The following is a 23,802-nucleotide window of genomic DNA, read 5'->3' as shown; positions in this document are numbered from 1 at the left end:
TATCGTCAGGATCGCCTCGGCCGCACGTCCGAACGGACCGCTACGATGCCCGCTCATGAATGACGACGTACGCAACATCGCGCTCGGCCTCATAGCCGCCGGAATCAGCGCCGCCCTCGGCTGGCTCGCACGTACGTACCTCTGGCGGCGCAAACTCCGCCGCAAGCAGGCCTTCTTCGGGCTGCCGGGCAATTCCGAATGCCTGCTCGTCGTCAACCGCGACGCCGGCGGTGACGGGGCCGGGATCGACGCGACGCAGGAGCGCCGGCGCATGCGTGGCGATGAGGGACTGCACGTCGCCAATTGCGCACGCGTCGCGTAGGTCACGGAGCATTCGAGCAAGATACTGCGGCGCCAGACTGTTCTCGGGCTCTTCGAGCGCGATGACGGTGTGCACAGGCGGGCGCAGACGGTCGGCGTCGACAGAGGTCTCCTCGCCGTTGAGGCCTCGGAGAGCGAGGGACTGCCATGCAAGTACGACCGAGATGTAGAGCAAGGACTTCTGTCCGCCGCTCAGCCGCTCAGCCGCTCATAAGGCAGTGGCCACACCCCGGGCCTCACACCCGCGCCACCGGCTGAGACCTGGGCGCGGCTCGCGAGCAAGGGCATATGCGGTACGCACGGGGGTTCGCGTGGTCGGTGATGGCTGGGAACGCCCTGGGAGCCCGCGCCCACCACGTGGCATGCTGGTTGATCTTGCTGTTCGCTGAATCGTCTTGGTGCAAAACGGGGGCTTTGCGTCGTGGGATACACCATTCCTGAGGGCGTCGACACGATGCTCGATGTCATCGGAGTCGGCTGGCCGAATGTCGACGAGGACGCGTACCGCGACATGGCTGACGCCTTGCGGGAGTTCGCGGATGACGCGGACGACGACGCCTACGCTGCGTACCAGCACATCCAGAAGCTCCTGGCGACCGGGCAGAGCGAGTCGTTGACCGCGCTGGATCGGCACTGGTCGAAGGTCCAGGGCAAGCACAAGGATCTAGCCAAGGCAGGACGACTCGTCGCCGGCGCGCTCGATCGGGTAGCGGACATCATCGTCGCCCGAAAGATCGCCCGCGGTGGCCGAACTGGCCGAACTCTGCGCGACGATCGGAATCAGTCTCGCGTTCGCTCCCGTAACGGCCGGCCTGTCCACTCTGCTCGCCGGTGGCAAGATCGCGGCTACCCGGATCGCGTTCAAGCGGATCCTCAAGGAGATGGCCGAGACGGCCGTCGAGGAGATCGTCACCACTCTGACCCGAACCGGCAGTTGCCGCTATCGAGAACATCGTGGCCGATCTCGCAATCCAGACCGCGCTGAATGTCGCCGGTGTACAGGACGGCTACGACACCGGGCAGACCGCACAGGCGGGCAAGGAGGGGCTCCAGCTGAACTCCGCGGGAGGCAGCGCCCCCGGCCCGGGCAACGGGGTGGAGATCGACCCCGGCACGACCTGCCTCGACCCGCTGGCCCTCGGCGACGGCACCTGGCTGACCATCCACGACCAATCCGTTCGCCGCTGGCGAACCCTGTGAGAGCCACTCACCAAGGCGTGGAGCTCCGGCGCAGCCCAGGGGGCCGCCGGGCCCCCGCAACCCTCATGAACCGGCTCGTCACCGAACAGCCCAACCGCAGATGGAACGCCAGCATTCCGGGCAGTTACCTCTTCCCCGGCACCTGGCCCGGAGAACAACCGTTCCCCGCGCCCGGCACTCACAGCCCACGGCATCCCCTTGCATGCGCACCTACGAGAAGCTGCAGCGCAAGTACCGCGGCGGCTCCTTCGTGCTGCTGCTGAAGGTGGTCAACTCCCAGGCGTCAGGACCCGATGTGGTCGAGCTGGTCGGCGACGTGACCCAGACGGCGCAGGCTCCGCTGCCCTCGGCGCCCCGCACCTCGCACCGGGCAACTCGCTGAGCGCGAAACACCGCGGCGCCGGGCGGCTGGGCTGGGCGGCTGGGCGGCGGGTCCAACAGTCCTGCCGTGGCTGACGTCCCGCCGGTCGAACCACCGGACGTGGCGAGCGCCCTGTGCCGCTCCTCCCCATGGTGGCCACCGCACTCCGCGCGCGCCGAGCCGGCCCACAGGCGTGCTCCCGGAGGCCGGCACGGGCGGCCGGGACCGCGGCGTCGGCGGGTGCCGCCCGGAACACGCCATTGGCCCCGACGCGCATCTTTCGCCTGGGCAGCACACGGCCACGCTCCGTACCCACGCCACATCAAGGCGTTGTCGTGCGGGAACAGTCCCTCTCACATCACGTGAAGACCCCTCCACACGACCTTCACCTTCCGACCACTTTCAGCCGCGCCGTGTGCGCGGCGCGTCTCCAGGTACAGACGGTGCGCGGGGACCGTGCCTAATCTCCCGGGCCATGAGATTCACTCGCACGAGACGCTTCGGTCTCGCCACGATCATCGCCATCGCCTTCGCCCTCTTCGGCCTGGCGCCGTCCGCGAGCGCCGCCGACCCGGCGCCGGCCGAGCTGTCGTTCAGCACCGATGCCGCCACCACCACACCCGGCGGTACGGTGAACCTGTCGATGACGATCAAGAACAACCACACGTACGACATCTGGTTCGTCTACCAGACCATCGACCCGACCTGGCTGACCACCCAGCGCCCCGACCTCACGTACAGCTTCACCGGCTGCACCCTTGGCACGGACGCCGGCGCCGTCCCGTGTTCCGGTACCGGTCCGGCGAACCTCGGCGGCAACTACGGCACCACCGTCCCGCCCGGCCAGAGCCGCACCGTCACCCTGACCCTGCAGGTCGCCGCCGACTCCGGTTGCAACGGCAACATCGGCTTCTACTCCTACTTCTACGCCGAGTTCAGCGACAGCAGCAGCCTCAGCGGCGGCCCGGTCCACACGCCCGAGACCCGCGTGCTGTGCGCGTGACCGCACCCCCGGGCGCCCTGAGCGGCGCCCACCCCCGCTGAGCGGGGAACCTGATGGACGAGAACGGCGGCCGACCCCTGCTCCACGTCGGCCGCCGCCGGCATGTCACCCCGGAAGTGACTTGATCCAGCTCCACCGACCGGAACGCGCATTGGTCGAGACCACTGACGATCCACTCCGCGAAGTCCGGTGGCCCGCATTCCGGCGTCCGCCTTCCGCTGCAGCCCACGGGGCCTGCGGACGGGCCGCGCCCCCGATGACCGGGGGCCACGTCGCCCACATCGACCGTCTTGTCGTATTGATAGACACATACACTTTTCCGTCAAGTTCCCCAGCAGGCACACAAAAACTCCACACAGACCTCACCATGTGACACGACGGATGCGTCGACGACCGGCGTCTCAGGGGGCGACGGCGTGGTCATGGGGGTGAGCGGGCTCCGACAGGAGCCCGGCCACCCCTGCCCTGGGGAGGGGTTTCCACCGCATGAAGCGGACCATACGCACCACCGCGCTCGTAGTGGGCACACTGCTGGCGACCATCGGGCTGCCGGCTGTCACGGCCCAGGCGGACGATCCGACACCGCGTGTCGATCTGCGCGTGCTGGTCGTGAGCGACGGGGGGCCGTCCACCGGCGCCATCGCCGCCGAACTGGAGAACGCCGGTACGCCGTACACCGAGGTCGCCCTGGGCGATGCCGGCCGGGCCGTGATCGACGCGGCCTTCCTCGCCGACACGGTCGACGGCCGGCCACGCGCGAAGTACCAGGCCGTCGTCCTGCCCAACGACAACCCGTTCCCGACGGGCTCCGCCGAGATGGCGGCCCTGGTGGCCTACGAGCAGACGTACTCGATCCCGCAGGTCGACGCCTACACCTACGCACGTCCGCAGGTAGGGCTCAACGCGGCGGTCGGCACGGGGTACGCCGGCAGCATCGACGGGGTGCGGGCCGAGGTGACGCAGGCCGGCAAGGCCGGAGCCTTCGGCTACCTGGAGGGCACTGTCCCGTTCGAGGACAACTCCCCCGCCGTGGGCGAGTCCTACGCCTACCTCTCGACGCCGGCGGCCGGCGCCGACTTCGTCCCGTACGTCCAGGCCGCCATCCCTGGCAGGCCCACGAAGGGCTCCCTGGTGGGCGAGTACCGGCACGACGGACGACGCGAACTCGTCGTCACCTTCGTCTACAACCAGTACCAGCAGCAGTACAGACTGCTGGCACGGGGCATCGTGGAGTGGATGACCGGCGGGGTGCACCTCGGAGCCGACCGCAACTACTTCGCGGTCCACGTCGACGACGTCTTCGCCGCCGACGACCGCTGGGACACCGAACTCAACTGCACGCCCGGCGACGTGGACTGCCCGCCGGGTGAGGGCACCCCGGACCCGATCCGCATGGTCCCGGCCGACGTCGACCACGCGACCGCCTGGCAGAACAGCCGGGAGTTCACACTCGACTTCGCCTACAACGCCTCCGGCACCGTGGACCACCGCGAGGACAACGGCGGCCAGGACCCCCTCGCCGACAAGCTGACAGCCGACCGTGACCGGTTCCGATGGATCAACCACACCTACACCCATTCCTTCCTGGGCTGTGTGCAGGACACCGGCGTGGTGCCGTGGAAGTGCGCGACCAACGCGGACGGCTCCACCCGGTGGGTCGGCCGGAACGAGATCGCCGACGAGATCGCGGCCAACGAGGCCTGGGGTGTGGCAGCCGGACTCCCGCTCCACAAGGAGGAGTTGGTCACCGGCGAGCACTCCGGCCTGAAGGTGACCCCGCAGCAGCCGGTGGACAACCCCAACCTGGGGCTCGCCCTCGCCGACACGGGCATCGAGTGGCTGGGCTCGGACAACTCCCGTGACCCCGTGCAGCGCCGGGTCGGCACCGCCACGACCGTCTCCCGCTACCCGATGAACGTCTTCTACAACGCCGGGCGGGCGGCCGAACAGGTCGACGAGTACAACTGGATCTACACCGGCCGCGCCCAGGGCGGCAGCGGGATATGCGAGGACAACCCCGCCACCTCCACCTGCCTGGCCGCGCCGCTGGACATCGACACCGGATACACCGAGCACATCGTGCCGCTGGAGACCCGGATCGCGCTGGGACACCTCCTCGCCAACGACCCCAAGCCCCACTTCATCCACCAGTCGAACCTCGCCGAGGACCGCATCGCCTATCCGGTGCTCGACGGGGTGCTCGGCGGCTACGACGACCTGTTCACCGATGACACCCCCGTGGTGAATCTCCGCATGAAGGACATCGGCGTCGAGATGCAGCGCCGGGCCGCCTGGCGGGCAGCCATCGACGCGGGCCAGGTCACCGCCTACCGGATCGGCGACAGCGTGACCGTGCAGGCACCCGACGGCGTGGCGCTCACGGCCACCATGCCCGTCGGCACCCGGCACGGCGGCGCGGACTTCGGGGCCGGCTACGCCGGCGCGGTCTCCGGCTGGGCCTCGGCCGACGGCCTGCCGTACACCCTGGACCTGCCCGCGTCCGCCGGTGCCCCGGCCACCGCGGTCGAGCCGGCCGGGACGTCCCCGTCGACGCCCGCCGCACCCCGGACCGTGGTGCCGGCCGGCGTCGAGGAGCAGGTCCCCTACGGCGCGGAGCGCTGACAGGCGTACGCCCTTCCTTTCCCGGCCGCCGGTGCGGCGGCCGGGAGGGGCCCGCGAGCCCCGGGCCCGACATCCCACTTCCCGGCCGTGGAGCACATCGATGCACATTCCCCACGGCGCGCGACACCCCGGCGCGTCGCGCGTCACCCTGCTCACCGAAGGCACCTACCCGCACAGTCACGGCGGTGTGAGCGTCTGGTGCAACCAGCTCGTCACCGGCATGCCCGACCTCGCCTTCGACGTGATCGCCGTCACCGGCACCGGCCGCGAGCCGGTCGTCTGGGACGTCCCCGCCCACGTCGGCAGCGTCGTCTCCGTCCCCATGTGGGGCCCCGCCCCGGACGGGCGCGCGCCGCGCGGGCGCCACCTCGGGCGACTCGCCGAGTCCTACGAACGGTTCGTGACGGCGCTGCTCGACCCGCGCGCCGAGGACGGCTTCGGCCCGGCCCTGTACGCGCTCGCGCGGGCCGCCGAGGACGGCCGGCTCAGCCCGTTCCTGCGGGGGGACCGGGCCATCGGCATCCTGACGGGTCTGTGGAACCGGCCCGGGCTCGCGGTACGCGAGGCCCGGCCGACCCTGCAGGACGCGGTGACCGCGACCGCGCTGCTGGAGCACGCGCTGCGGCCGCTGGCCGCGCCGTTCCCGGACGCGGGCGTGGCACACGCGGTCAGCGGTGGCGTAGCGGTCCTGCCGGGGCTCGCCGCGCTGGAACGGCACGGTGTCCCGCTGCTGCTCACCGAGCACGGTGTCTATCTGCGCGAGCGCTACCTCGGATACCGGACCGCTCCCTACCGGTGGCCCGTGAAGGCGCTCGTGCTGGGCTTCTTCCGGCTGCTGGCGGAGGAGACGTACCGGCGGGCCGCCCTGATCACCCCGGGCAACCGCTACAACCGGCTCTGGGAGGAGCGCGGCGGGGCCGCGCCGGAGTCGATCCGGACGGTCTACAACGGCGTGGACCCCACCGCGTTCCCGCCCGCCGGCCCCGAGCCCGCCGACCCCGTGCTCAGCTGGGCCGGCCGGGTCGACCCGATCAAGGACCTGGAGACCCTGATCCGCGCCTTCGCCCTCGTGCGGGCGCGGGTGCCCGCCGCGCGACTGCGCCTGTTCGGCGGCACGCCGCGCGGCGGGGAGGGGTACCGGGACCGGTGCGAGGCACTGGCCGCGGAGCTGGGCCATGCCGACGCGGTCACCTTCGAGGGCCGGGTCGAGGACATCAAGGACGCCTACGCGGCGGGCAACGTCGTGATGCTCTCCAGCATCAGCGAGGGCTTCCCCTTCACCCTGATCGAGGCCATGTCCTGCGGGCGGGCGACCGTCTCCACGGACGTGGGCGGCGTGCGGGAGGCCGTCGGCGACACCGGTCTCGTGGTGCCGCCCCGCGATCCGGCCGCGATGGCCGCCGCGGCGCTGGAGTTGCTGGCCGACGCCGAGCGGCGCCGGAGTATGGGCGAGGCGGCCCGGCTCAGGGTGATCGAGCAGTTCACCCTCCGGCAGACCATCGACACCTTCCGCTCCATATACCTGGAGCTGTCGGCGTCCGGCGGTCTGGCTCCCGCAGCGGCCGAGGAACGCACGCCGGCGACGGCACTCAGGTCACCGGTGAGGAGCGCGGCCGTATGAGCGGACCCATGTCGCTGGAGCCGGGCGGCGCCGAGCAGGACACACTGGCCCTGCGCCTCGCCGACTACCGCACCCTCGCCCCGCACGTCACCGGCCGGCACACACCGGCCCTGGTCCTGCCCGGTCACGCGACGCGGTGCGACGCGGTCGACGGGCTCGCCGCCGAACTGGCCGACCGCGTCGCGCCCGCCGTCCACCCTTACGAGGTCGCCGCACTGCTGGAGTCCGAAGGGCTCACCGGTGAGGTGATCCGGGAGAAGTACGGGCACACCGACCTGTTCTCACTGGCGACGGCGTTGTACCAGCGCGTACCGCGCACGTTTCCCGAGCCGCCGCGGCCCACCGATCCCTGGCGGCCGGACCACCTGCGCTGCGCGCTGCGCGGGCTGTTGTTCGCGCTGCCCGGCCTCGCCTACGCGCTCGCCGGACGGCTGCTGCCCCCTGACGGCCTGGTGCGGGCGCTGGTGGTGGCCGGGCTGGTCTCCTGGGCCTGGAACCAGGCGCTGGGCCACCGGGCGTACGTACGCCTGGCGACCGGGCGCCTGGAGGCGGGCCGCACCCTGGCGAAGGGGGCGCCGCTGGGCGCTGCCACGGCGACCGTCGCCGGAGCCGCGCTCTCGGGGTCGGGTGTGACGGCCCTGGCCGTCGCGACCCAGTCGGCGTACCTCGCGGCGGCCGGTGTACTGCTCGTACTGGGCCGCGAACGGCTGCTGCTGGCGGTCCTCTCACCGGTCACCGCCGGCGGGACGGCGCTGCTGTGGTGGGAGCCCGGGACCGTGCTCCGGGCCGGGCTGCCGCTGCTGTCGCTCCTCGGCGCGGTCGCCGCGGCCTGCTGGGCGCTGCGCGCCACCCGCACGGCCCCGGCCGCGCCCGGTGCCACGCGTCCGGGACTGTGGCAGTCCCTGCCGTACGGGCTGTTCGGACTGGCCGCAGGCTCGCTGGTGTTCCTGGCGGGCCGGGACCATCCCTGGGCCGTGATCGTGCTGACCCTGAGCATGGGGCCGGCCGAGTGGCTGCTGTACCGCTACCGCGGACTGTCGGTGGCGGCCCTGCGGTCCACGAGGACACCCGCCGCGTTCCGGGTCCGTTCCGCCGCCGTTCTCGCCGGCTGCCTGCTGGTGTACCTCGGTCCTCTCGCGCCGGCGGCGCTGCTCGTGGACGCCGAGCCCGTCACCCTGCTGCTGCTCGCCGCCACGCTGTGGATCTCCCTGCTGCTTCAGGCCTTCGGCACCGCCTGGCCGCCGGTGGTCCTGTGTCTCACCGCGGCGGTGTTCGCCGGCGCGGTGATGCTGACCGGCGCTCCACCGGGCTCCGCGGCGCTGCCGCTGGGCTGCGGCGCCGCCGCGCTCTGTCTCACCGCGGTGACCGTACGACAGCTGGGCCGCCCGGCCGCCCACGGCTGACACCGCTCCACCGACCGCGCACGCGCCACCGCGCCGCCAACCATCCTCCGGGGTCTCCCCCGGCCCGCGACCGACCGTCAACCACTGGAAGGACACCACCTTGACCGCTCCACCGCTCGCCGCCGTCACCGGAGCCGAGGGCTTCATCGGTTCCCACCTCACCGAGGCACTCGTCGCCTCCGGGCACCGGGTGAGGGCCATGGCGCAGTACAACTCCTTCTCCTCGTACGGCTGGCTGGAGACCCTCTCCCCCGATGTCCTGGAGCAGGTCGAGATCGTCCTCGGCGACGTCCGGGACCCGGGGTCGGTCCGCCATCTCGTGGAAGGGGCCGACAGCGTCTACCACCTGGCCGCGCTCATCGCCATCCCGTACTCCTACCGGGCGCCCCACAGCTACGTGGACACCAACGTCACCGGCACCCTGAACGTGCTGGAGGCGGTACGGGCCGCGGGCACACCCCGGTTGGTGCACACCTCCACCAGTGAGACCTACGGCACCGCGCAGACCGTGCCGATCACCGAGGACCACCCCATCAACACCCAGTCCCCGTACGCGGCTTCGAAGGCGGGCGGGGACAGGCTGGCCGACAGCTACCACGCCAGTTTCGACACCCCGGTGGTGACGCTGCGGCCGTTCAACACCTTCGGGCCCCGGCAGTCCATGCGGGCGGTGATCCCGACCGTCATCGGCCAGGTCGCGGCCGGGGAGCGGACCATCACCCTCGGCGACCTGCGTCCCACCCGCGACTTCACCTTCGTCAAGGACACCGCGCAGGCGTTCCTGGCGGTCGGCTCCGCGCCCGCCGAGCAGGTCGTGGGCCGCACCTTCAACGCCGGTACAGGCGGTGAGATCTCCGTCGGCGACCTGGTCGCCCTCATCGGCAAGGTGATGGACACCACGCTCGACGTCCGCGAGGACACGCAGCGGCTGCGGCCGGCGAACTCCGAGGTCATGCGACTGGTCGCCGACGCCGGCCGGCTGCGCGCGGCGACCGGCTGGAGCCCGGCGCACGACCTGGAGGAGGGCCTCGCGCACACGGTGGCCTTCTTCCGCGAACCGGCCAACCTCGCCCGCTACAAGACCGGCATCTACAACATCTGACACATCCGGCACGTCGAGCAAGGGGAAGACCCATGTACGCAGTGATCATGGCCGGAGGCAAGGGCGTTCGGCTGCGGCCCTACACCACGGCACTGCCCAAGCCGCTGGTGCCCATCGGTGACCAGCACGCCATCCTCGAGATCGTCCTGCGCCAGCTCGCCTCGGCCGGCTTCACCGGCTGCACCATCGCCATAGGCCATCTCGGCGAGATCATCCGGGCCTACGTCGGCGACGGCTCCCAGTGGGGCCTGCGGGTCGACTACTCCACCGAGGAGTCGCCGTTGGGGACCATGGGCCCGCTGCTGATGATGCGTGAGCGGCTGCCGGAGCACTTCCTGGTGATGAACGGGGACATCCTCACCGACCTCGACTACGCCGACGTCCTCCACCGCCACCAGGTCTCCGAAGCGCCCCTCACCATCGCCACGTACGCGCGGCAGGTGCGCATCGACTTCGGGGTCCTGACCACCGACGCGAGCAAGGTCGTCGGCTTCACGGAGAAGCCGAGCATGGACTACCGCGTTTCCATGGGGGTGTACGGGCTGTCCCGGGCCACACTCGACGGGTACACCGCCGGGCTGCCGCTGGGCTTCGACGAGCTGGTGCTGGACCTGCTGGGTTCCGGCAACCCGCCGCACGCCTACGATTTCGACGGCTACTGGCTGGACATCGGCCGTCCCGACGACTACGACCGTGCCAACGCGGAGTTCACCAGCCGCAAGTCCCTGCTGCTCAAGGGAGCCTGAGCACCGTATGCGCATTCTCGTCCTGGGTTCCACCGGCTATCTGGGGACCCACGTCGTCGAGCGGCTCGGCGCCCTCCGGGGCGCACGGGTCCTCACCGGCGGCCGGTCCCCCGCCGTCGGCGTCCACGTCGACCTCGCCACCGATTCCGCCGACCGGCTCGCGAAGACCCTGGCGTCGGTGGCGCCGGACGCCGTGGTCAACTGCGCCGGTGCCACCGGCGGCGACCCGGTGACGCTCGCGGAGGCCAACGCCCGGGGGCCCGCCGTCCTGTGCACGGCGATGGCCCTGGCCTGTCCCTCGGCCCGGCTGGTCCATCTCGGTTCGGCCGCCGAGTACGGCCCGGGCACCGGCCGGGTCCCGACGGCGGAGTCGGCGGCCACCCGCCCGGTCGGCGCCTACGGGGCCACGAAACTGGCCGGCACGGTCACCGTCTCCGCCTCAGCCCTGGACGCGCTCGTCCTCCGGGTCGGCAATCCGGTGGGGCCCGGGGCGCCGCCCACCGGGCTGCCCGGCCGGGTCGCCCGGTTGTTGCGCGAAGCGGGTACGGCCCCGGACGCGGTGCTCCGCCTCGGGGACCTGTCGGCGTACCGCGACTTCGTCGACGCACGCGACGTGGCGCGGGCGGTGGAGCACGCGGTGACCGCGCCCGGGCCGCTGCCCCGCGTGCTCAACATCAGCGGCGGCGACGCCGTGCCCGTGCGTCGGATGGTGCGCACGCTCGCGGACATCGCCGACTTCCGCGGACACGTCGAGGAACAGGGCGCCGGCTCCGCCCGCTCGGAGCAGGTGTCCTGGCAGTGTTCCGACATCTCCGCCGCCCGGACGGCCCTCGGCTGGCGTCCCTCGTACACGCTCCGGGAGTCGCTGGCGGCGCTGTGGTCCGCCGGCGCCCGTCCCCCGTCCCCACGCGAGGAAGGCGAACCCCTGTCGTGAGCCTGCTGATCCCGCTGTACGTCCACCCGGTCGTGGATCCGGGCGCCTGGCACCGGCTCATCGCGGCGGCCGACCGCACCTACGCGGTCGTGCTCAATCCCGCGGACGGGCCGGGCGGCGCTCCCGATCCCGCCTTCGTCTCCGTGGCCGGCGCACTGCGCGGAGCAGGCGCCCGGCTGCTCGGCTACGTGGACACCGACTACGGCACACGGCCCGCCGCGGAGGTCACCGCCGATGCCGCCCGGCACCGGGAGTGGTACGCCACCGACGGCTGTTTCCTGGACCGGGTGCCCGCGGCCGGGGACGCGCTGCCCGCCTTCCGGAGACTGGTGCGCACACTGCGCCGGCAGGGCGCGTCGCTCGTGGTCCTCAACCCGGGCGTGCACCCGGCCCCCGGTTACGCCCGGATCGCCGATCTCGTCGTCACGTTCGAGGGCCCCTGGTCCACCTACGTGTCGGCGTTCAGCAGACCCGACTGGACGGCGCGCCATGCGCCCGAGCGCTTCTGCCACCTGGTGTACGGCGTGCCCGAGGCGCTGGCCCCGCTGGCCGTGCACACCGCCCACGCGCGGGGCGCGGCGGTGTCGGGCCCGGTGAGCGGTGAACCGCCCAACCCGTGGGCCCGGCTGACGCCGGTGCTGACCGGGGCGCAGGCGTGAGGCACGGAGCTCGGACGTGGGCGGCCCTGGCGACCGTGCTGGCGGTCGCGGTGACGACCGCGCTGACCGGATGTTCCGGTACGGGCGGCGGCACGGAGTCGGGCGGGCCGCGGGAGGAGCGGTGGCAGCCTCGTCCTGGGCTGGAATGGCAGTGGCAGCTCGACGGGAAGGTCGACGCCGCGGCGGCCGATGTACCGGTCTACGACATCGACGGCTTCGAGAACGACGCCGCGGACGTCGCCCGGCTCCACCGCGCGGGCCGCAAGGTGATCTGCTACATCAACGTGGGCGCCCGGGAGGAGTACCGGCCCGACAAGGATGCCTTCCCCCGCTCGCTGCTGGGCGGGCCGAACGGCTGGCAGGGGGAGCTCTGGCTCGACATCCGGCAGATATCCGTGCTGCGGCCGATCATGGAACGGCGGTTCGACATGTGCCGGGACAAGGGGTTCGACGCGGTGGAGCCCGACCTGGTGGAGGGGTACGCCGACGACACGGGCTTCCCGCTCACCGCGAGGGACCAGCTGAGGTACAACCGTATGATCGCCGACATCGCTCACGAACGAGGACTGTCGGTGGGTCTGAAGAACGACCTGCCCCAGATCCCGCAGCTCGTGGACACCTTCGACTTCGCGGTCAACGAGCAGTGCGCGCAGTACGGTGAGTGCGCTCGGCTCACACCGTTCATCGAGGCCGGCAAGGCCGTCTTCCACGTCGAGTACACCGAGCCGACCCACCGCTTCTGTCCCGAGTCCCGCAGGCTGGGGCTCTCCTCCATGCGGAAGAAATGGGAGCTGGGGACCTGGCGCAGGGCCTGCTGAACGGCGGGAGATACCCGCGGCCAGGGCGGCGCTGTGCCGTGCCGACGCCGACCCCGCGGACCCGGTCGGGCGCCGTGCCGGCCCGGTCGGGTCACGCGGGCCGGCCTGTGCGTGTCCGCCCGGTCAGCCGGTGACCGCCGGTACCGCCGCCCGGTCGGCGATCAGGCGGATGATCTCCTGCTGGTGGGCGGCCAGGTAGAAGTGCCCGCCTCGGAAGACCCGGAACTCGAAGGCCTGCTCCGTGTGCTGCGACCAGGCCCGTGCCTCGTCGAGGGTGACCTTGGGGTCGTCGTCACCCACCAGGCTCCACACGGGGCAGTTCAGGGCGGGGCCCGGCTCGTAGACGTAGGTCTCGGCGGCACGGTAGTCGGCGCGGATCGCCGGAAGGGCCATCCGGATCAGTTCCGGGTCCTCGAGTACGGCCGAGTCCGTACCGCTCAGCAGTTTCATCTCCTCGATGACGCCCTCGTCGTCCCGCAGATGGACGGACTCCGTGCGCGGCGCGGCGGGGGCCCGGCGTGCGGAGGCGAACAGGGCGTGGAGCACCACGCCGTGGTCGCGCTCGAGCCGACGCGCCACCTCGAAGCCGAGGGTCGCGCCCATGCTGTGCCCGAACAGGACCAGCGGGCGGTCCGTCCACTCCAGGAGTACGGAGGTGACCTGGTCGGCCAGTTCGGCGATCGTGGCCACGCAGGGCTCGGCCCGCCGGTCCTGACGGCCCGGGTACTGCACGGCGAGCACGTCCGTGTCGGCGGACAGGCCTGCCGACACCGGCCGGTAGAAGCTCGCCGAGCCGCCCGCGTGCGGCAGACACACCACCCTGACCGCCGCGTCCGGACGGGGATGGTAGCGGCGTATCCACAGGCGGTTGAGCTCGGCCGTCGTGGTCATGGGGTGCGGGTTCCCTTCGTTGCGACGGCGCGGACCGGCCGCACCGAGCGTGCTCCAGCAGTCTGCCCTGCCGGGCGCGCGGACCACACCCCCTACCGCCCCCAGGCCGGGAGGCGGCCGGCGGGACTCACGCGTTGAGGTAGGCCAGGACCGCCAGCACACGACGGTTGTTGTCGCTCGACGGGGGGAGCATCAGCTTGGAGAAGATGTTCGAGATGTGCTTGGCCGCCGCGCCCTCGGTGACGGTCAGCCGTTGGGCGATGGCCGTGTTGGAGCAGCCCTCCGCCATGAGTTCCAGCACGACGCGTTCCCGGGCGGTGAGCGCGGCGAGCGGCTCGTCGCGGGAGTGGGAGGTCATCAGCTGGGCCACGACGGCGGGGTCCATGGCCATGCCGCCGGCCGCGACCCGGCGGACGGCGTCGATGAACTGCTCGTCGTCGAGGACGCTTTCCTTGAGCAGGTAGCCGATGCCGCCGGTGCCGTCGGCCAGCAGTTCGCGGGCGTACATCTGCTCGACGTGCTGGGAGAGGACGAGGATCGGCAGACCGGGCTGCTCGCGGCGGGCGAGCAGGGCCGCCTGCAGGCCCTCGGTGGTGAACGTCGGGGGCAGGCGGACGTCCACCACGGCCAGGTCGGGGCGGTGTTCGGCGATGGCCTGTCTCAGGTCCGTCCCGTTGTCGACGGCGGCGACGACCTCACAGTCGTAGGCCTCCAGCAGTTGGATGATTCCCTGCCTCAGGAGGAAGAGGTCTTCTGCGAGGACAACGCGCACGGCAACTCCATGGTCATGACGGTCGGACCGCCCGGGGGACTGTTGATCTCCAGGACGCCGTCAAAGGATGCCAGCCGCCGCCGGATACCCTCCAGGCCGCTCCCGGCCGACATCTCGGCGCCGCCTCGGCCGTCGTCGGTGACCTGCCCGTGCAGAGCGCCGTCCGCGTACCGCAGGGCCACCTCGACCTGCTGGGCATCGGCATGCTTGAGCGCGTTGGTCAGCAGCTCCGACACCGAGAAGTAGATGGCGGACTCCACCGGATCGGGCAGTTTCCCGGCCAGGTCCGCCGTGACCGTGACGGGCAGTGGACTGGCCAGGCCCAGAGCCCGTACGGCGTCGGCGAGTCCACGCTCGGCCAGCACCGGGGGGTGGATGCCCCGGACCAGGCCGCGCAGCTCACGCAGCGCCTGCACGGAGGAGCTGCGCGCGTCGTGCAGCAGCCGGCGGGCCTCCTCGGTGTTCCGGTCCAGCTGCCGGTCTACGGCGCCGAGGGTGAGACCGAGGCTGACCAGCCGGGCCTGGGCGCCGTCGTGCAGGTCGCGCTCGATGCGGCGCAGTTCGGCGGCCTGGATGTCGAGCGCTCCGGAACGCGTCTCCGCCAGGTGCCGCACCCGGGAGGACAGACGGGCGCGCTGGGTCGGGCCCAGCAGGAACAGGACGAAGTAGGCGTAGCCCTTCAGCACCCAGGGGCTGAGGTGGAGCCAGCCGGCGAACACGGCGAGGGCCGCCAGGGCCGCGGCGAGGGCGGCGGGCCAGCTGTCGACGGTGATGAACGCGTACCAGCGGCCCGCACCGTCGGCGGCGGCGGGCCGCCACAGTCCGAGGGCCAGCGCCAGCCCCTCCCCCGCGTAGTACAGCAGCGCGGCCGGGGCACTGCCGAGCAGCAGGCCCACGGCGCTGTTGAGGAGCAGCCACAGCAGGTCCCGCCAGCTCGCCGGGTCGGCCAGGATCCACTTGCAGCGTCGCACCCACCCGACGATGTCCCGTTCGATGTGCTCCGGTTCGGGCTGGTACGGCCGTTCCACCGGGACTCCGGAGCGGGCCGCGGCACGCCGGTTCAGGTCGCAGACCCAGCGCACCGCGACGGTCAGGTGGGGCAGGGCGAGGAAGCCGATCCCGATGAGGCACAGGATGACGAAGTACGAGGTCGTGACGAACAGGACGATCGAGGCCAGGGCTCCGGCGGCGATCTGCGCGCCGACCAGGGTGTCCTGGGCCGCCCGGCCCAGTCGCACGCGCCCGCCCTCCCACCCGCGGGCAAGGGCGGGGGAAGGGCCGTCCCCGGACGGGGGTGCCGGGGACGGCCCGGTTCGGATACGGCTCACGCGGCCTTCACCGTGTCGACGGCGGGTGTGCGCATGCCGCGCCACGAGGGCAGGAGGGTGGCGCCGAAGACCAGCACCAGGGACCCGCCGACGATGGCGAGGTAGATGCCGGGGGATCCGGAGGGCAGGTAGGAGTCGGACTTGACCATGCTGTAGGGCACGATGGTGGTCGCCGCGGCGATCGTGCCGAGGACGGTGGAGATGATTCCGATGAGTACGCCCTCGACGGTCAGCATGCTGATCACCTGGCGGCGCGTCGCGCCCGTGAGCTGCTGGAGGCCGAACTCGGCGCGGCGCTTGCGGGTCACCGCCACGAGGGTGTTGACGACGGTGATGGCGGCGTATCCGACGATCATGGCGACGATCGTATAGTTCGCGGCGACCAGAATCTGCTGGATCTGGTTGTTCCGGCCGGCCAGTGAGTCCCCGTCGTCCAGTTCGGTGCCGGGCACGCCCGCCGCCAGCCCGGCCAGTGCGTCGCGGACTTCGGCCGCACCGCCCGGCTCGGACCGGACCAAAATCTGGAGCGGGAGCCCGTCGCTCGTGTGCGGAGCCAGGGTCGCCACCGGGAGGGTGAGGTACTGCTGCTTCGGGTTGTCGGCGTAGAGGGCGACGACGGTGGGGCGTACGGCGGTGCCGTCACCGAGGCGCAGCGGCAGCCGGTCGCCGACCTTCACGCCGTATTCCTCGGCTTTCTTGTCGGAGAGGGCGACGGTGTCGCCGCGCAGGCCGGACAGTGATCCGGCGACGGGCCGCAGATCAAGGTTCTGCCGCACGCCGTCGGCGGACACGCCCCGAAGTTCGGTGTCGACCGATCCGTCGGAGGCCTCGACGAATCCGCGGCTGGTGACGAACTCCGAGGCCGCGGCCACACCGGGGGTCGACCGGACCTGGTCGACGACGCCGGGGGCGAATCCGCCCGTGGTCGAGTCGAGGACGTAGTCGGCCAGGACGTTGCGGTCGTAGGAGCTCTGGGAGACGTGGTCCTCGGTGGCCTGCATGTAGAGGGTGCCGGTGGCGATGCCGATGAGCAGGACGATGGGCGCGACGGCGCCCGCCATACGGACGTTGGCCGTGGTGGCGTTGCGCAGGGCGAGCATGCCGGGGATGCCGGAGAAGGCGCGCACCGGCAGTCGCAGCAGCACGACCATCGCCTTGGTGATGCCGGGGGCCAGCAGTGCCAGACCGATGCAGAACAGCACGGAGGCGGGTCCGGCGGTGCTGGCGAGGGTGGGGCCGTCCTCCATCACCGTGGCGGTGGCGACGGCGAGGCCGATCCCGTTGGCGAGGAAGAACAGCGCGATCAGCAGCCGCGGCACGCTGAACCAGCGGGTGCCCGCTGCGGACTCGGCCAGGGCGGCGACCGGTTCGGTACGGGCGGCGCGACGGCCCGCGAAGCGGGTGGCCCCGGCCGCGGCGAGCACGGTGACGACGGCACCGACGGCCATCGGCATCCAGCCGGCGTGGTAGACGATCGCCGACGAGACGACACCGCTGGAGGTGAGTACGCCGAAGAGCAGCCGGCCGAGCAGGTATCCCGGGTACAGGGCGAGCAGGACCGAGGCCACCGAGAGCACCGCGGTCTCGATGAGGATCATGCGGCGCAGTTGCTGCGGGGTGGAGCCCACGGCCCGCAGCAGAGCCATCTCCCGGGTGCGCTGCTGGAGCGACAGCCCGAGGGTGGAGGCGACACCGAACATCACGATCAGCACCACGGACGAGCCGAAGATGGCCGCCAGGATCACGACGGTGCGCTGGCTGGAGAGGGTGCCGGGCAGTTCCGCCAGGCCGCGCCGCTCGCCGGTGAGCACCTCGGCCCGGTCGCCGACGGTGGATCGCACCACGTCGGCGACCGCCGCCGTGTCCGCGCCGTTCTCCGGCACCACACCGATCGAGTCGATGCGGCCGTCGGCGAGGGTGCGGGCCTGCTCGTCGTCGAAGAACACCGCGGCGTCGGGGTTGTCGTCGCCGCGCTGGCCGGCGACACCGCTGACCGTGAACCGCCGGGTGTCGCCCTGGACGACGATGTCGACGGCGGAGCCCGGGCGGACACCGGCGCGCTCGGCGAGCTGGGCGTCGAGGACGACCTCGCCACCGGCGGCGGGGGTTCCACCGGCGGCGAGGGTATAGGGGGTGAGCCGGGCACTGGCCCAGCCATGGCCGAACGAGGCGTCCTCGCCGGTCAGTGCCTTGCCGTCCTTGAGGACGGTGGCGGGGAAGGACACGTCGCCGACGGCCTCGCGGACACCGTCCACGCGGGCCACCTCACCGACGAGCGCGGGGTCGATGCGGCGCCGTTCGGTCAGGGCGGCCCCGTCGTGGGACTGTTCGCCGGTGACGACGACCGGGGCGCCGCTCAGGCGCAGCGGGTCGGCGGCCATCCGGACACCGGTCTCCATCAGACCGCCGCAGCCGATCACGATCGCGGCGCCGAGGAACATGGCGAGGAAGGTCGCGACGAAGCTGGTCCGCCGGAACTTCAGGGTGCGCAGGGCGAGCCGCCACATCAGTACAGCCCTCCGGACGTCATCGGTGCGGTCTGCTGGCGGTTCTCGTCGTCCCAGGCCCCGAGCCGGGTCATCCGCGCCGCGACCGCGTCGGCCGTCGGCCGGTGCAGCTCGCCGGCGAAGGCGCCGTCCGCGAGGAAGACCACGTGGTCGGCGTAGGAGGCGGCCACCGGGTCGTGGGTGACCATGACCAGGGTCTGGCCGGCCGTGTCGACGGACTCGCGCAGCAAGGAGAGCACGGCCGACGCGGTGCGGGTGTCCAGGGCTCCGGTGGGCTCGTCCGCGAAGACCACGGCGGGCTGGGTGACCAGGGCCCGTGCGATGGCGACGCGCTGCTGCTGGCCGCCGGACAGCTCGGACGGCAGGTGGCCGAGACGTTCGGCCAGGCCCACGCGCTGCACCACGGTGCGGATCAGGTTCTTGTCGGGCCGCTTGCCGGCGAGCTGCAGCGGCAGGGTGATGTTCTGCATCACCGTCAGGGCGGGCAGCAGGTTGAACGACTGGAAGATGAAGCCGATCCGGTCGCGGCGGAGCATGGTCAGCTCGGTGTCGTCCAGGCCGGCGAGGTCCGTGCCGCCGACGGTGACGGTCCCGGAGGTGGGCCGGACCAGGCCTGCGGCGCAGTGCAGGAAGGTGCTCTTGCCGGAACCGGACGGGCCCATCACCGCGGTGAAGGTGGCGTGGGCGAAGCTCATGGAGAGCTCGTTGAGCGCGGCCACCTGGCTGTCGGATCGTCCGTAGATCTTCGACACGGTGTCCAGCCGTACCGCCTCCGCGTGGCGAAGGTCCTGTGATGTGTGCATCGGGCTCCCCAATGAGATGGCGCGCTTCCCACGCGGTGTCTGTGGATCAGATTAGGAGGGGCGGGGCCGCCGCACATTGGCCTTATACCGCCGATTCGAGGTAGAGGTTTCTCTACCTCCGGGCTCATGTATCTGAAGCCGTGCGGCTGTTTTATGTCATGGATGGATAAGTCCGCGAAACGCATGTCTGAAAAGGAGTCACAGTGTGGCGCATTTCTGCAAAAGCGTTTCCGGCATTCCGTCAAGGGGGCAGAAATGTCCGTGGCGCGGTGCATATTGCGTCGCCCTGTCCGAATCGTTTACCCCACCGCAAAAGTGCGGTCACCTCCAGTGCCACACTGCGAACGAACGGGTAACGTCGCAGTATCCGAAAATCGCCGAGGGATGGGATTCTCTGTGTCCAGGACAGCCGGCCTCTTCACGGCCGAGAGGTATTGCGGCACCGCACACGCGAGGTCGGTGCGGCATGGGGCGTGACCACGGGCTGATCGCCAGCGTGCAGCCCGACGGGCACCTGGAACTGTTCGTGCCGCTCACCGGGAGACGCCACAGATGTGGTCCCCGCGGTACGACGATGTGGCTGGCCCTGCAGCGCAGTGATTGGCAGACGGAAGTGGCCGCGGAAGACATATCTGTGCGACTGGGTGTGGATCCGGACAGCATTCGGTGTGATATCGAGGCCTGGATGTCGCATTTCCGGGCGGCGGGTGAGTGACGGAGCCGCGGGGCCGCGGCCTTCCGGCCGCCGCCCCGCGGCGGGCCCGGCGGCCGGTGCGTGATCCACGGCCGTCGGTCCACTTCCGGCGCTCTCCGCGTCAGAGCGCCACGATGCCGGACAGCCACTTCTCCACCGCTCCGGCGGTGGACTCGGCCCGGTCCTCCATGATCGTGAAGTGCGTGCCGGGCACCTCGGCGAGTTCGTGCGTGCCCTCCCAGGCCGCCTGCCAGCCGTCGAGCCCGGGCGCGAAGGGGTCCTCCGGCCTGACGAACAGCACCGGAGCGGTCAGCGCGCCCGGCAGACAGTCCTGGATCAGGTCGCTGTAGCGGCTCATCGCGGCGAGTCGCGCGGTACCGAAGCCACCCACGGACGATTCACGGTCCAGCATGCCGTTGAACATCTCGCGCCGAAGCTGTTCGGTCCCGTCGTCGGCCAGCAGATAGGTGTCCAGCAGGACCACTCCCGAAGCCGGAGTGCCGGCCTTCTCCATCGCCTCGGCCACCGCGTGGGCGAACTGCCCGCCGGAGGAGTAGCCGAGGAGCACGTAGGGCCGGCCGTCCGCGCAGGCCCGCCGGACACCTTCGACCACGACCTCCACGACCGCCGCGGCGGAGCGCGGCAGCGGCTCGCCGGGGACGAAGCCGGGCACATCCGGCACCAGGACATCGCGTCGGCCGTGGAAGTGGCGGGCGAACCGGGCGTACTGGTGGGCGCCGCCCAGCGCCATCGGCGAGGGCAGGCAGAACAGACGGGGCCCCTCGTCTCCCGTGGCCAGGCGTACGGGATCGCTCACGTCGCCGAACTCGGCCGCCGAGGAGAAGCCCGGCAGGATGTCCGCCACGCTGTGCAGCAGCGTGATGGCTCTTTCCCAGCCGTCTCCGGCCGCCGCACGCCGTACGAGCCCGCTGACCGATTCGATGTCGTCGCCCGCCGGCCCGTCGACGCCGCCCCCGGCGAGACGCTCGCGCAGGTGGGCGGCGAGCGCGGCGGGCGTGCGGTGGTCGAAGACCGCCCCGGCGGCGACGGTGACGCCGAGGGCGTCGCCGAGGGCTCCGCGCAGTTCGGCCGCGGAGACCGAGTCCATGCCGATCTCCAGGAAGGCGTCGTCGGGTTCGACGGCGTGCGGTCCCTCGTGGCCGAGGATCGCGGCGGTCCGGGCCCGCACCAGGTCGGCCAGCAGTGCTTCCCGCTCGGGCTCCGGGGCCGACGCCAGCCGCTCCCGCAGGTCCCGGACGTCCGGGACCGCGGCGGGGGCGACGGCTTCGACCGGGCCGGCGGCCGGCTGCGTGGCGGGCCGGTCCATCGTGAGGGGGACGTCGGCATCCAGCCAGTACCGCTCCTGCCGGAACGCGTACGTGGGCAGTTCTGCGCGGGCCGTACCGGGGAAGATCGCGGCCCAGTCCAGGGGCAGGCCGTCGGCGTGCAGCCGGGCGAGCCCGGACAGCAGGACCGCCGGTTCGGCGCCCCGGCGCCGGCCGAGGGCCACGAAGACGGCGTCACCCTCGCCCGCGCACTCACGGACGAGCCCGGTCAGGACGGCGTCGGGACCGACCTCGACGTAGCGGGTGACCCCCGATCCGGCGAGGGTGGCGACGGCGTCGGCGAAGCGGACGGTACCGCGCACGTGCCGTACCCAGTGCTCCGGGTCGCACAGCTGCTCCCCGGTGGCGGGGCGTCCGGTGAGCGCCGAGACCACGTCGACGCGGGGTTCGCGGAAGGTGAGCCGCTCGGCGACCGCGCGGAAGTCGTCGAGCATGGCGTCCATCAGAGGGGAGTGGAAGGCGTGCGAGACGCTGAGCCGCTTGGTCTTCGCGAACGTCGCGGCCGCGGCCAGGACCGCGTCCCGTTCCCCGGACAGGACGACCGAAGCCGGTCCGTTGACCGCCGCCAGGCCCACCCGTTCGTCCAGCAGCGGGCGGACCTCGTCCTCGCCGGCCTGTACGGCGACCATCGCGCCGCCCTCGGGAAGGGCCTGCATGAGCCGGCCGCGCGCGGCGACCAGGGCGCAGGCGTCCTCCAGGTCCAGCACTCCGGCGACATGGGCGGCGGCGATCTCCCCGACGGAGTGCCCCGACAGAACGTCGGGCCGTACACCCCAGGACTCCAGCAGCCGGAAGAGGGCCACCTCGTAGGCGAACAGGGCGGTCTGCGCGTACTGCGTACGATGCACCGCCTCGGGGTCGTCACCGCGCAGTACGCCGGCCAGATCCAGGCCGACATGGGCGTCGATCGCGTCGAACGTCTCGGCGAACACCGGGTATCGGGCGCGCAGTTCGAGCCCCATGCCGGGACCCTGGGCGCCCTGGCCGGTGAACAGGAAGGCCGTGCGGCCACCGGTGCGGGCCCTTCCGGTGACGGCGGCGGCGGACGGACGGCCGGTGGCCAGGGCGTCCAGGCCGGCCAGGAGCTGCTCCCGGTCACCGCCGACGACGACGGCCCGGTGGCCGAAGGCCGCACGCCGGGTGCCCAGAGCCCGCGCGACGGCGGACAGCGGCAGACCGGGGCGGGCGTCGAGGAAGTCGCGCAGCCGCTCGGCCTGTGCGGGGAGGGAGCGCGCCTGACGGGCGGACAGCGGCAGCATCACGGCCGGTGCGGAGGGTTCGGTCCCGGTGTCGGAGGAGGTGTCCGGTGTGTCCTCGGCAGGTGCCTCCTCCAGGATCACATGCGCGTTCGTACCACTGATCCCGAACGACGACACCCCCGCACGACGCACCCGCTCACCCCGCACCCACGCCTGCTCCTCCTCCAGCAACCGCACATGCCCCGCACCCCACTCCACCTTCCGCGACGGCACACCCGCGTGCAACGTCCGGGGCAACACCCCCTCCCCCAACGCCAACACCATCTTCATCACACCAGCCACCCCCGCGGCCGCCTGCGTATGACCAAGATTCGACTTCACCGACCCCAGCCACAACGGACGCCCCACCGCACGACCCTGACCGTACGTCGCCAACAACGCCTGCGCCTCGATCGGATCACCCAACTCCGTACCCGTACCGTGCGCCTCCACCACATCCACCTCGTCCGCCGAAACCCCCGCGGACACCAACGCCTGCCGCAACACCCGCTGCTGAGACGGACCGTTCGGCGCCGTCAGACCATTCGACGCACCATCCTGATTCACCGCACTCCCACGCACCACCGCCAACACCCGATGCCCCGCCCGCCGCGCATCCGACAACCGCTCCAACACCAGCACACCGAGTCCTTCGGAGAACCCGGTGCCGTTGGCGTCGTCGGAGAAGGACCGGCACCGGCCGTCCGGCGAGAGGGCACCCTGCCGGCTGAACTCGACGTAGGTGCCCGGTGAGGCCATGACCGTCACTCCGCCGGCCAGGGCGAGGGTGCACTCGCCCTGGCGCAGCGCCTGCGCGGCCAGGTGGAGTGTGACCAGGGAGGAGGAGCAGGCGGTGTCGACGGTGAGGGCGGGCCCCTCCAGTCCGAGGGTGTAGGCGACCCGGCCCGAGACGACGCTGCCGGAGCCGAAGCTGCCGAAGTAGTCGTGATACATGACACCCGCGAACACCCCGGTGGCGCTGCCGCGCAGCGACGACGGGTCGATGCCGGCGTGCTCCAGCGCCTCCCAGGACCCTTCCAGCAGGAGCCGCTGCTGCGGGTCCATCACCAGTGCCTCGTGCGGGGAGACACCGAAGAAGGCTGCGTCGAAGTCCCCGGCGTCGTAGAGGAATCCGCCCTCCCCCGTGGAGGAGCGGCCCGGTGTGCCGGGCACCGGGTCGTACAGGTCCGGGTCCCAGCCCCGGTCGTCGGGGAACGCGCCGATGCCCTCGCGGCCTTCCGCGACGAGGCGCCACAGGTCCTCGGGCGAACGGACTCCGCCCGGGTAGCGGCAGGCCATGCCCACGATCGCGATCGGTTCCCGGGCGGCGGCGGTCTGAGCCCGGTTGCGCTCCCGCAGCCGTTCGATCTCCTTGAGCGAGGCGCGCAGCGCCTCGACCATCCTGGTGTCCGGCTTCTCGGCCTCGGCCATGG

19 protein-coding genes and 1 pseudogene are annotated in these 23,802 nt (G+C 71.8%); 14 read left to right on the top strand and 6 right to left on the bottom strand.

Annotation, left to right across the window (positions count from 1 at the left end; all coding sequences use genetic code 11):
* Window positions 1-55: 55 nt before the first annotated feature.
* From ACFYSH_RS13285 to ACFYSH_RS13225, 13 genes and pseudogenes are all read left to right on the top strand, one after another.
* Window positions 56-241: pseudogene (locus tag ACFYSH_RS13285) on the top strand (hypothetical protein); the annotation flags it as partial.
* Between the two features lie 501 nt (window positions 242-742).
* Window positions 743-1,306, top strand: coding sequence for a hypothetical protein (locus ACFYSH_RS13280; RefSeq protein WP_388752299.1), 564 nt, complete (start codon window positions 743-745; stop codon window positions 1,304-1,306).
* The gene (locus ACFYSH_RS13275; RefSeq protein ID WP_388752296.1) at window positions 1,276-1,521 is read left to right on the top strand and encodes a hypothetical protein; all 246 of its coding nucleotides are present in this window, start codon (window positions 1,276-1,278) and stop codon (window positions 1,519-1,521) included. Before ACFYSH_RS13280 ends, ACFYSH_RS13275 begins: the two co-directional genes overlap by 31 nt.
* A 202-nt stretch (window positions 1,522-1,723) precedes the next feature.
* Complete coding sequence (locus ACFYSH_RS13270; protein WP_359477857.1) at window positions 1,724-1,903, top strand: hypothetical protein; 180 nt, start codon at window positions 1,724-1,726, stop codon at window positions 1,901-1,903.
* A gap of 454 nt (window positions 1,904-2,357) precedes the next feature.
* Window positions 2,358-2,885, top strand: a complete 528-nt coding sequence (locus tag ACFYSH_RS13265; protein ID WP_359477800.1) for a hypothetical protein — start codon at window positions 2,358-2,360, stop codon at window positions 2,883-2,885.
* Window positions 2,886-3,371: 486 nt separating this feature from the next.
* A complete protein-coding gene (locus ACFYSH_RS13260; RefSeq protein ID WP_359477797.1) occupies window positions 3,372-5,507 on the top strand; it encodes a hypothetical protein in 2,136 nt (711 codons plus the stop codon).
* Between the two features lie 100 nt (window positions 5,508-5,607).
* Window positions 5,608-7,128: a GT4 family glycosyltransferase PelF gene (gene pelF, locus ACFYSH_RS13255; RefSeq protein ID WP_388752292.1), complete on the top strand. Its 1,521-nt coding sequence runs from the start codon at window positions 5,608-5,610 to the stop codon at window positions 7,126-7,128.
* On the top strand, window positions 7,125-8,531 hold the full coding sequence (locus ACFYSH_RS13250) for a hypothetical protein (protein WP_388752289.1): 1,407 nt from the start codon (window positions 7,125-7,127) through the stop codon (window positions 8,529-8,531). The genes pelF and ACFYSH_RS13250 overlap by 4 nt, the downstream gene beginning before the upstream one ends.
* 100 nt (window positions 8,532-8,631) lie before the next feature.
* Window positions 8,632-9,633: an SDR family NAD(P)-dependent oxidoreductase gene (locus ACFYSH_RS13245; protein ID WP_359477788.1), complete on the top strand. Its 1,002-nt coding sequence runs from the start codon at window positions 8,632-8,634 to the stop codon at window positions 9,631-9,633.
* A gap of 32 nt (window positions 9,634-9,665) precedes the next feature.
* On the top strand, window positions 9,666-10,379 hold the full coding sequence (locus ACFYSH_RS13240; protein ID WP_359477785.1) for a nucleotidyltransferase family protein: 714 nt from the start codon (window positions 9,666-9,668) through the stop codon (window positions 10,377-10,379).
* A gap of 7 nt (window positions 10,380-10,386) precedes the next feature.
* Entirely contained in the window at window positions 10,387-11,313 is a 927-nt protein-coding gene (locus tag ACFYSH_RS13235) for an NAD-dependent epimerase/dehydratase family protein (RefSeq protein ID WP_388752285.1), read from the top strand.
* On the top strand, window positions 11,310-11,972 hold the full coding sequence (locus ACFYSH_RS13230; RefSeq protein ID WP_359477779.1) for a spherulation-specific family 4 protein: 663 nt from the start codon (window positions 11,310-11,312) through the stop codon (window positions 11,970-11,972). The genes ACFYSH_RS13235 and ACFYSH_RS13230 overlap by 4 nt, the downstream gene beginning before the upstream one ends.
* Window positions 11,969-12,790, top strand: a complete 822-nt coding sequence (locus tag ACFYSH_RS13225) for an endo alpha-1,4 polygalactosaminidase (protein WP_388752282.1) — start codon at window positions 11,969-11,971, stop codon at window positions 12,788-12,790. The genes ACFYSH_RS13230 and ACFYSH_RS13225 overlap by 4 nt, the downstream gene beginning before the upstream one ends.
* Before the next feature lie 123 nt (window positions 12,791-12,913).
* Here ACFYSH_RS13225 and ACFYSH_RS13220 read toward each other — a convergent pair whose 3' ends face one another.
* The 5 genes from ACFYSH_RS13220 to ACFYSH_RS13200 form a co-directional block, all read right to left on the bottom strand.
* Entirely contained in the window at window positions 12,914-13,681 is a 768-nt protein-coding gene (locus tag ACFYSH_RS13220; RefSeq protein ID WP_359477773.1) for an alpha/beta fold hydrolase, read from the bottom strand.
* 127 nt (window positions 13,682-13,808) lie between these two features.
* Window positions 13,809-14,453, bottom strand: coding sequence for a response regulator transcription factor (locus ACFYSH_RS13215; protein WP_359477769.1), 645 nt, complete (start codon window positions 14,451-14,453; stop codon window positions 13,809-13,811).
* Window positions 14,417-15,691 carry a sensor histidine kinase gene (locus tag ACFYSH_RS13210; RefSeq protein WP_388752279.1) on the bottom strand — a complete coding sequence of 425 codons (1,275 nt, stop codon included), beginning with the start codon at window positions 15,689-15,691 and terminating at the stop codon, window positions 14,417-14,419. The genes ACFYSH_RS13215 and ACFYSH_RS13210 overlap by 37 nt, the downstream gene beginning before the upstream one ends.
* An 86-nt stretch (window positions 15,692-15,777) precedes the next feature.
* Window positions 15,778-18,288 (bottom strand): FtsX-like permease family protein, encoded by a 2,511-nt coding sequence (locus ACFYSH_RS13205; RefSeq protein WP_388752277.1) that lies wholly within the window; start codon window positions 18,286-18,288, stop codon window positions 15,778-15,780.
* Complete coding sequence (locus ACFYSH_RS13200) at window positions 18,288-19,091, bottom strand: ABC transporter ATP-binding protein (RefSeq protein WP_359477760.1); 804 nt, start codon at window positions 19,089-19,091, stop codon at window positions 18,288-18,290. The genes ACFYSH_RS13205 and ACFYSH_RS13200 overlap by 1 nt, the downstream gene beginning before the upstream one ends.
* 466 nt (window positions 19,092-19,557) lie before the next feature.
* Here ACFYSH_RS13200 and ACFYSH_RS13195 point away from each other — a divergent pair, with 466 nt between their 5' ends.
* The gene (locus ACFYSH_RS13195; protein ID WP_359477757.1) at window positions 19,558-19,806 is read left to right on the top strand and encodes a hypothetical protein; all 249 of its coding nucleotides are present in this window, start codon (window positions 19,558-19,560) and stop codon (window positions 19,804-19,806) included.
* Between the two features lie 100 nt (window positions 19,807-19,906).
* Here the strand turns inward: ACFYSH_RS13195 and ACFYSH_RS13190 are convergent, their stop codons facing one another.
* Complete coding sequence (locus ACFYSH_RS13190) at window positions 19,907-23,800, bottom strand: type I polyketide synthase (protein WP_388752275.1); 3,894 nt, start codon at window positions 23,798-23,800, stop codon at window positions 19,907-19,909.
* Between the last annotated feature and the right edge of the window lie 2 nt (window positions 23,801-23,802).

Source organism: Streptomyces sp. NPDC005791 (assembly GCF_042871485.1).
Classification (GTDB): domain Bacteria; phylum Actinomycetota; class Actinomycetes; order Streptomycetales; family Streptomycetaceae; genus Streptomyces.
Note: the sequence above shows the minus strand (reverse complement) of the source record. Positions and strands in the feature narration are given on the sequence as shown.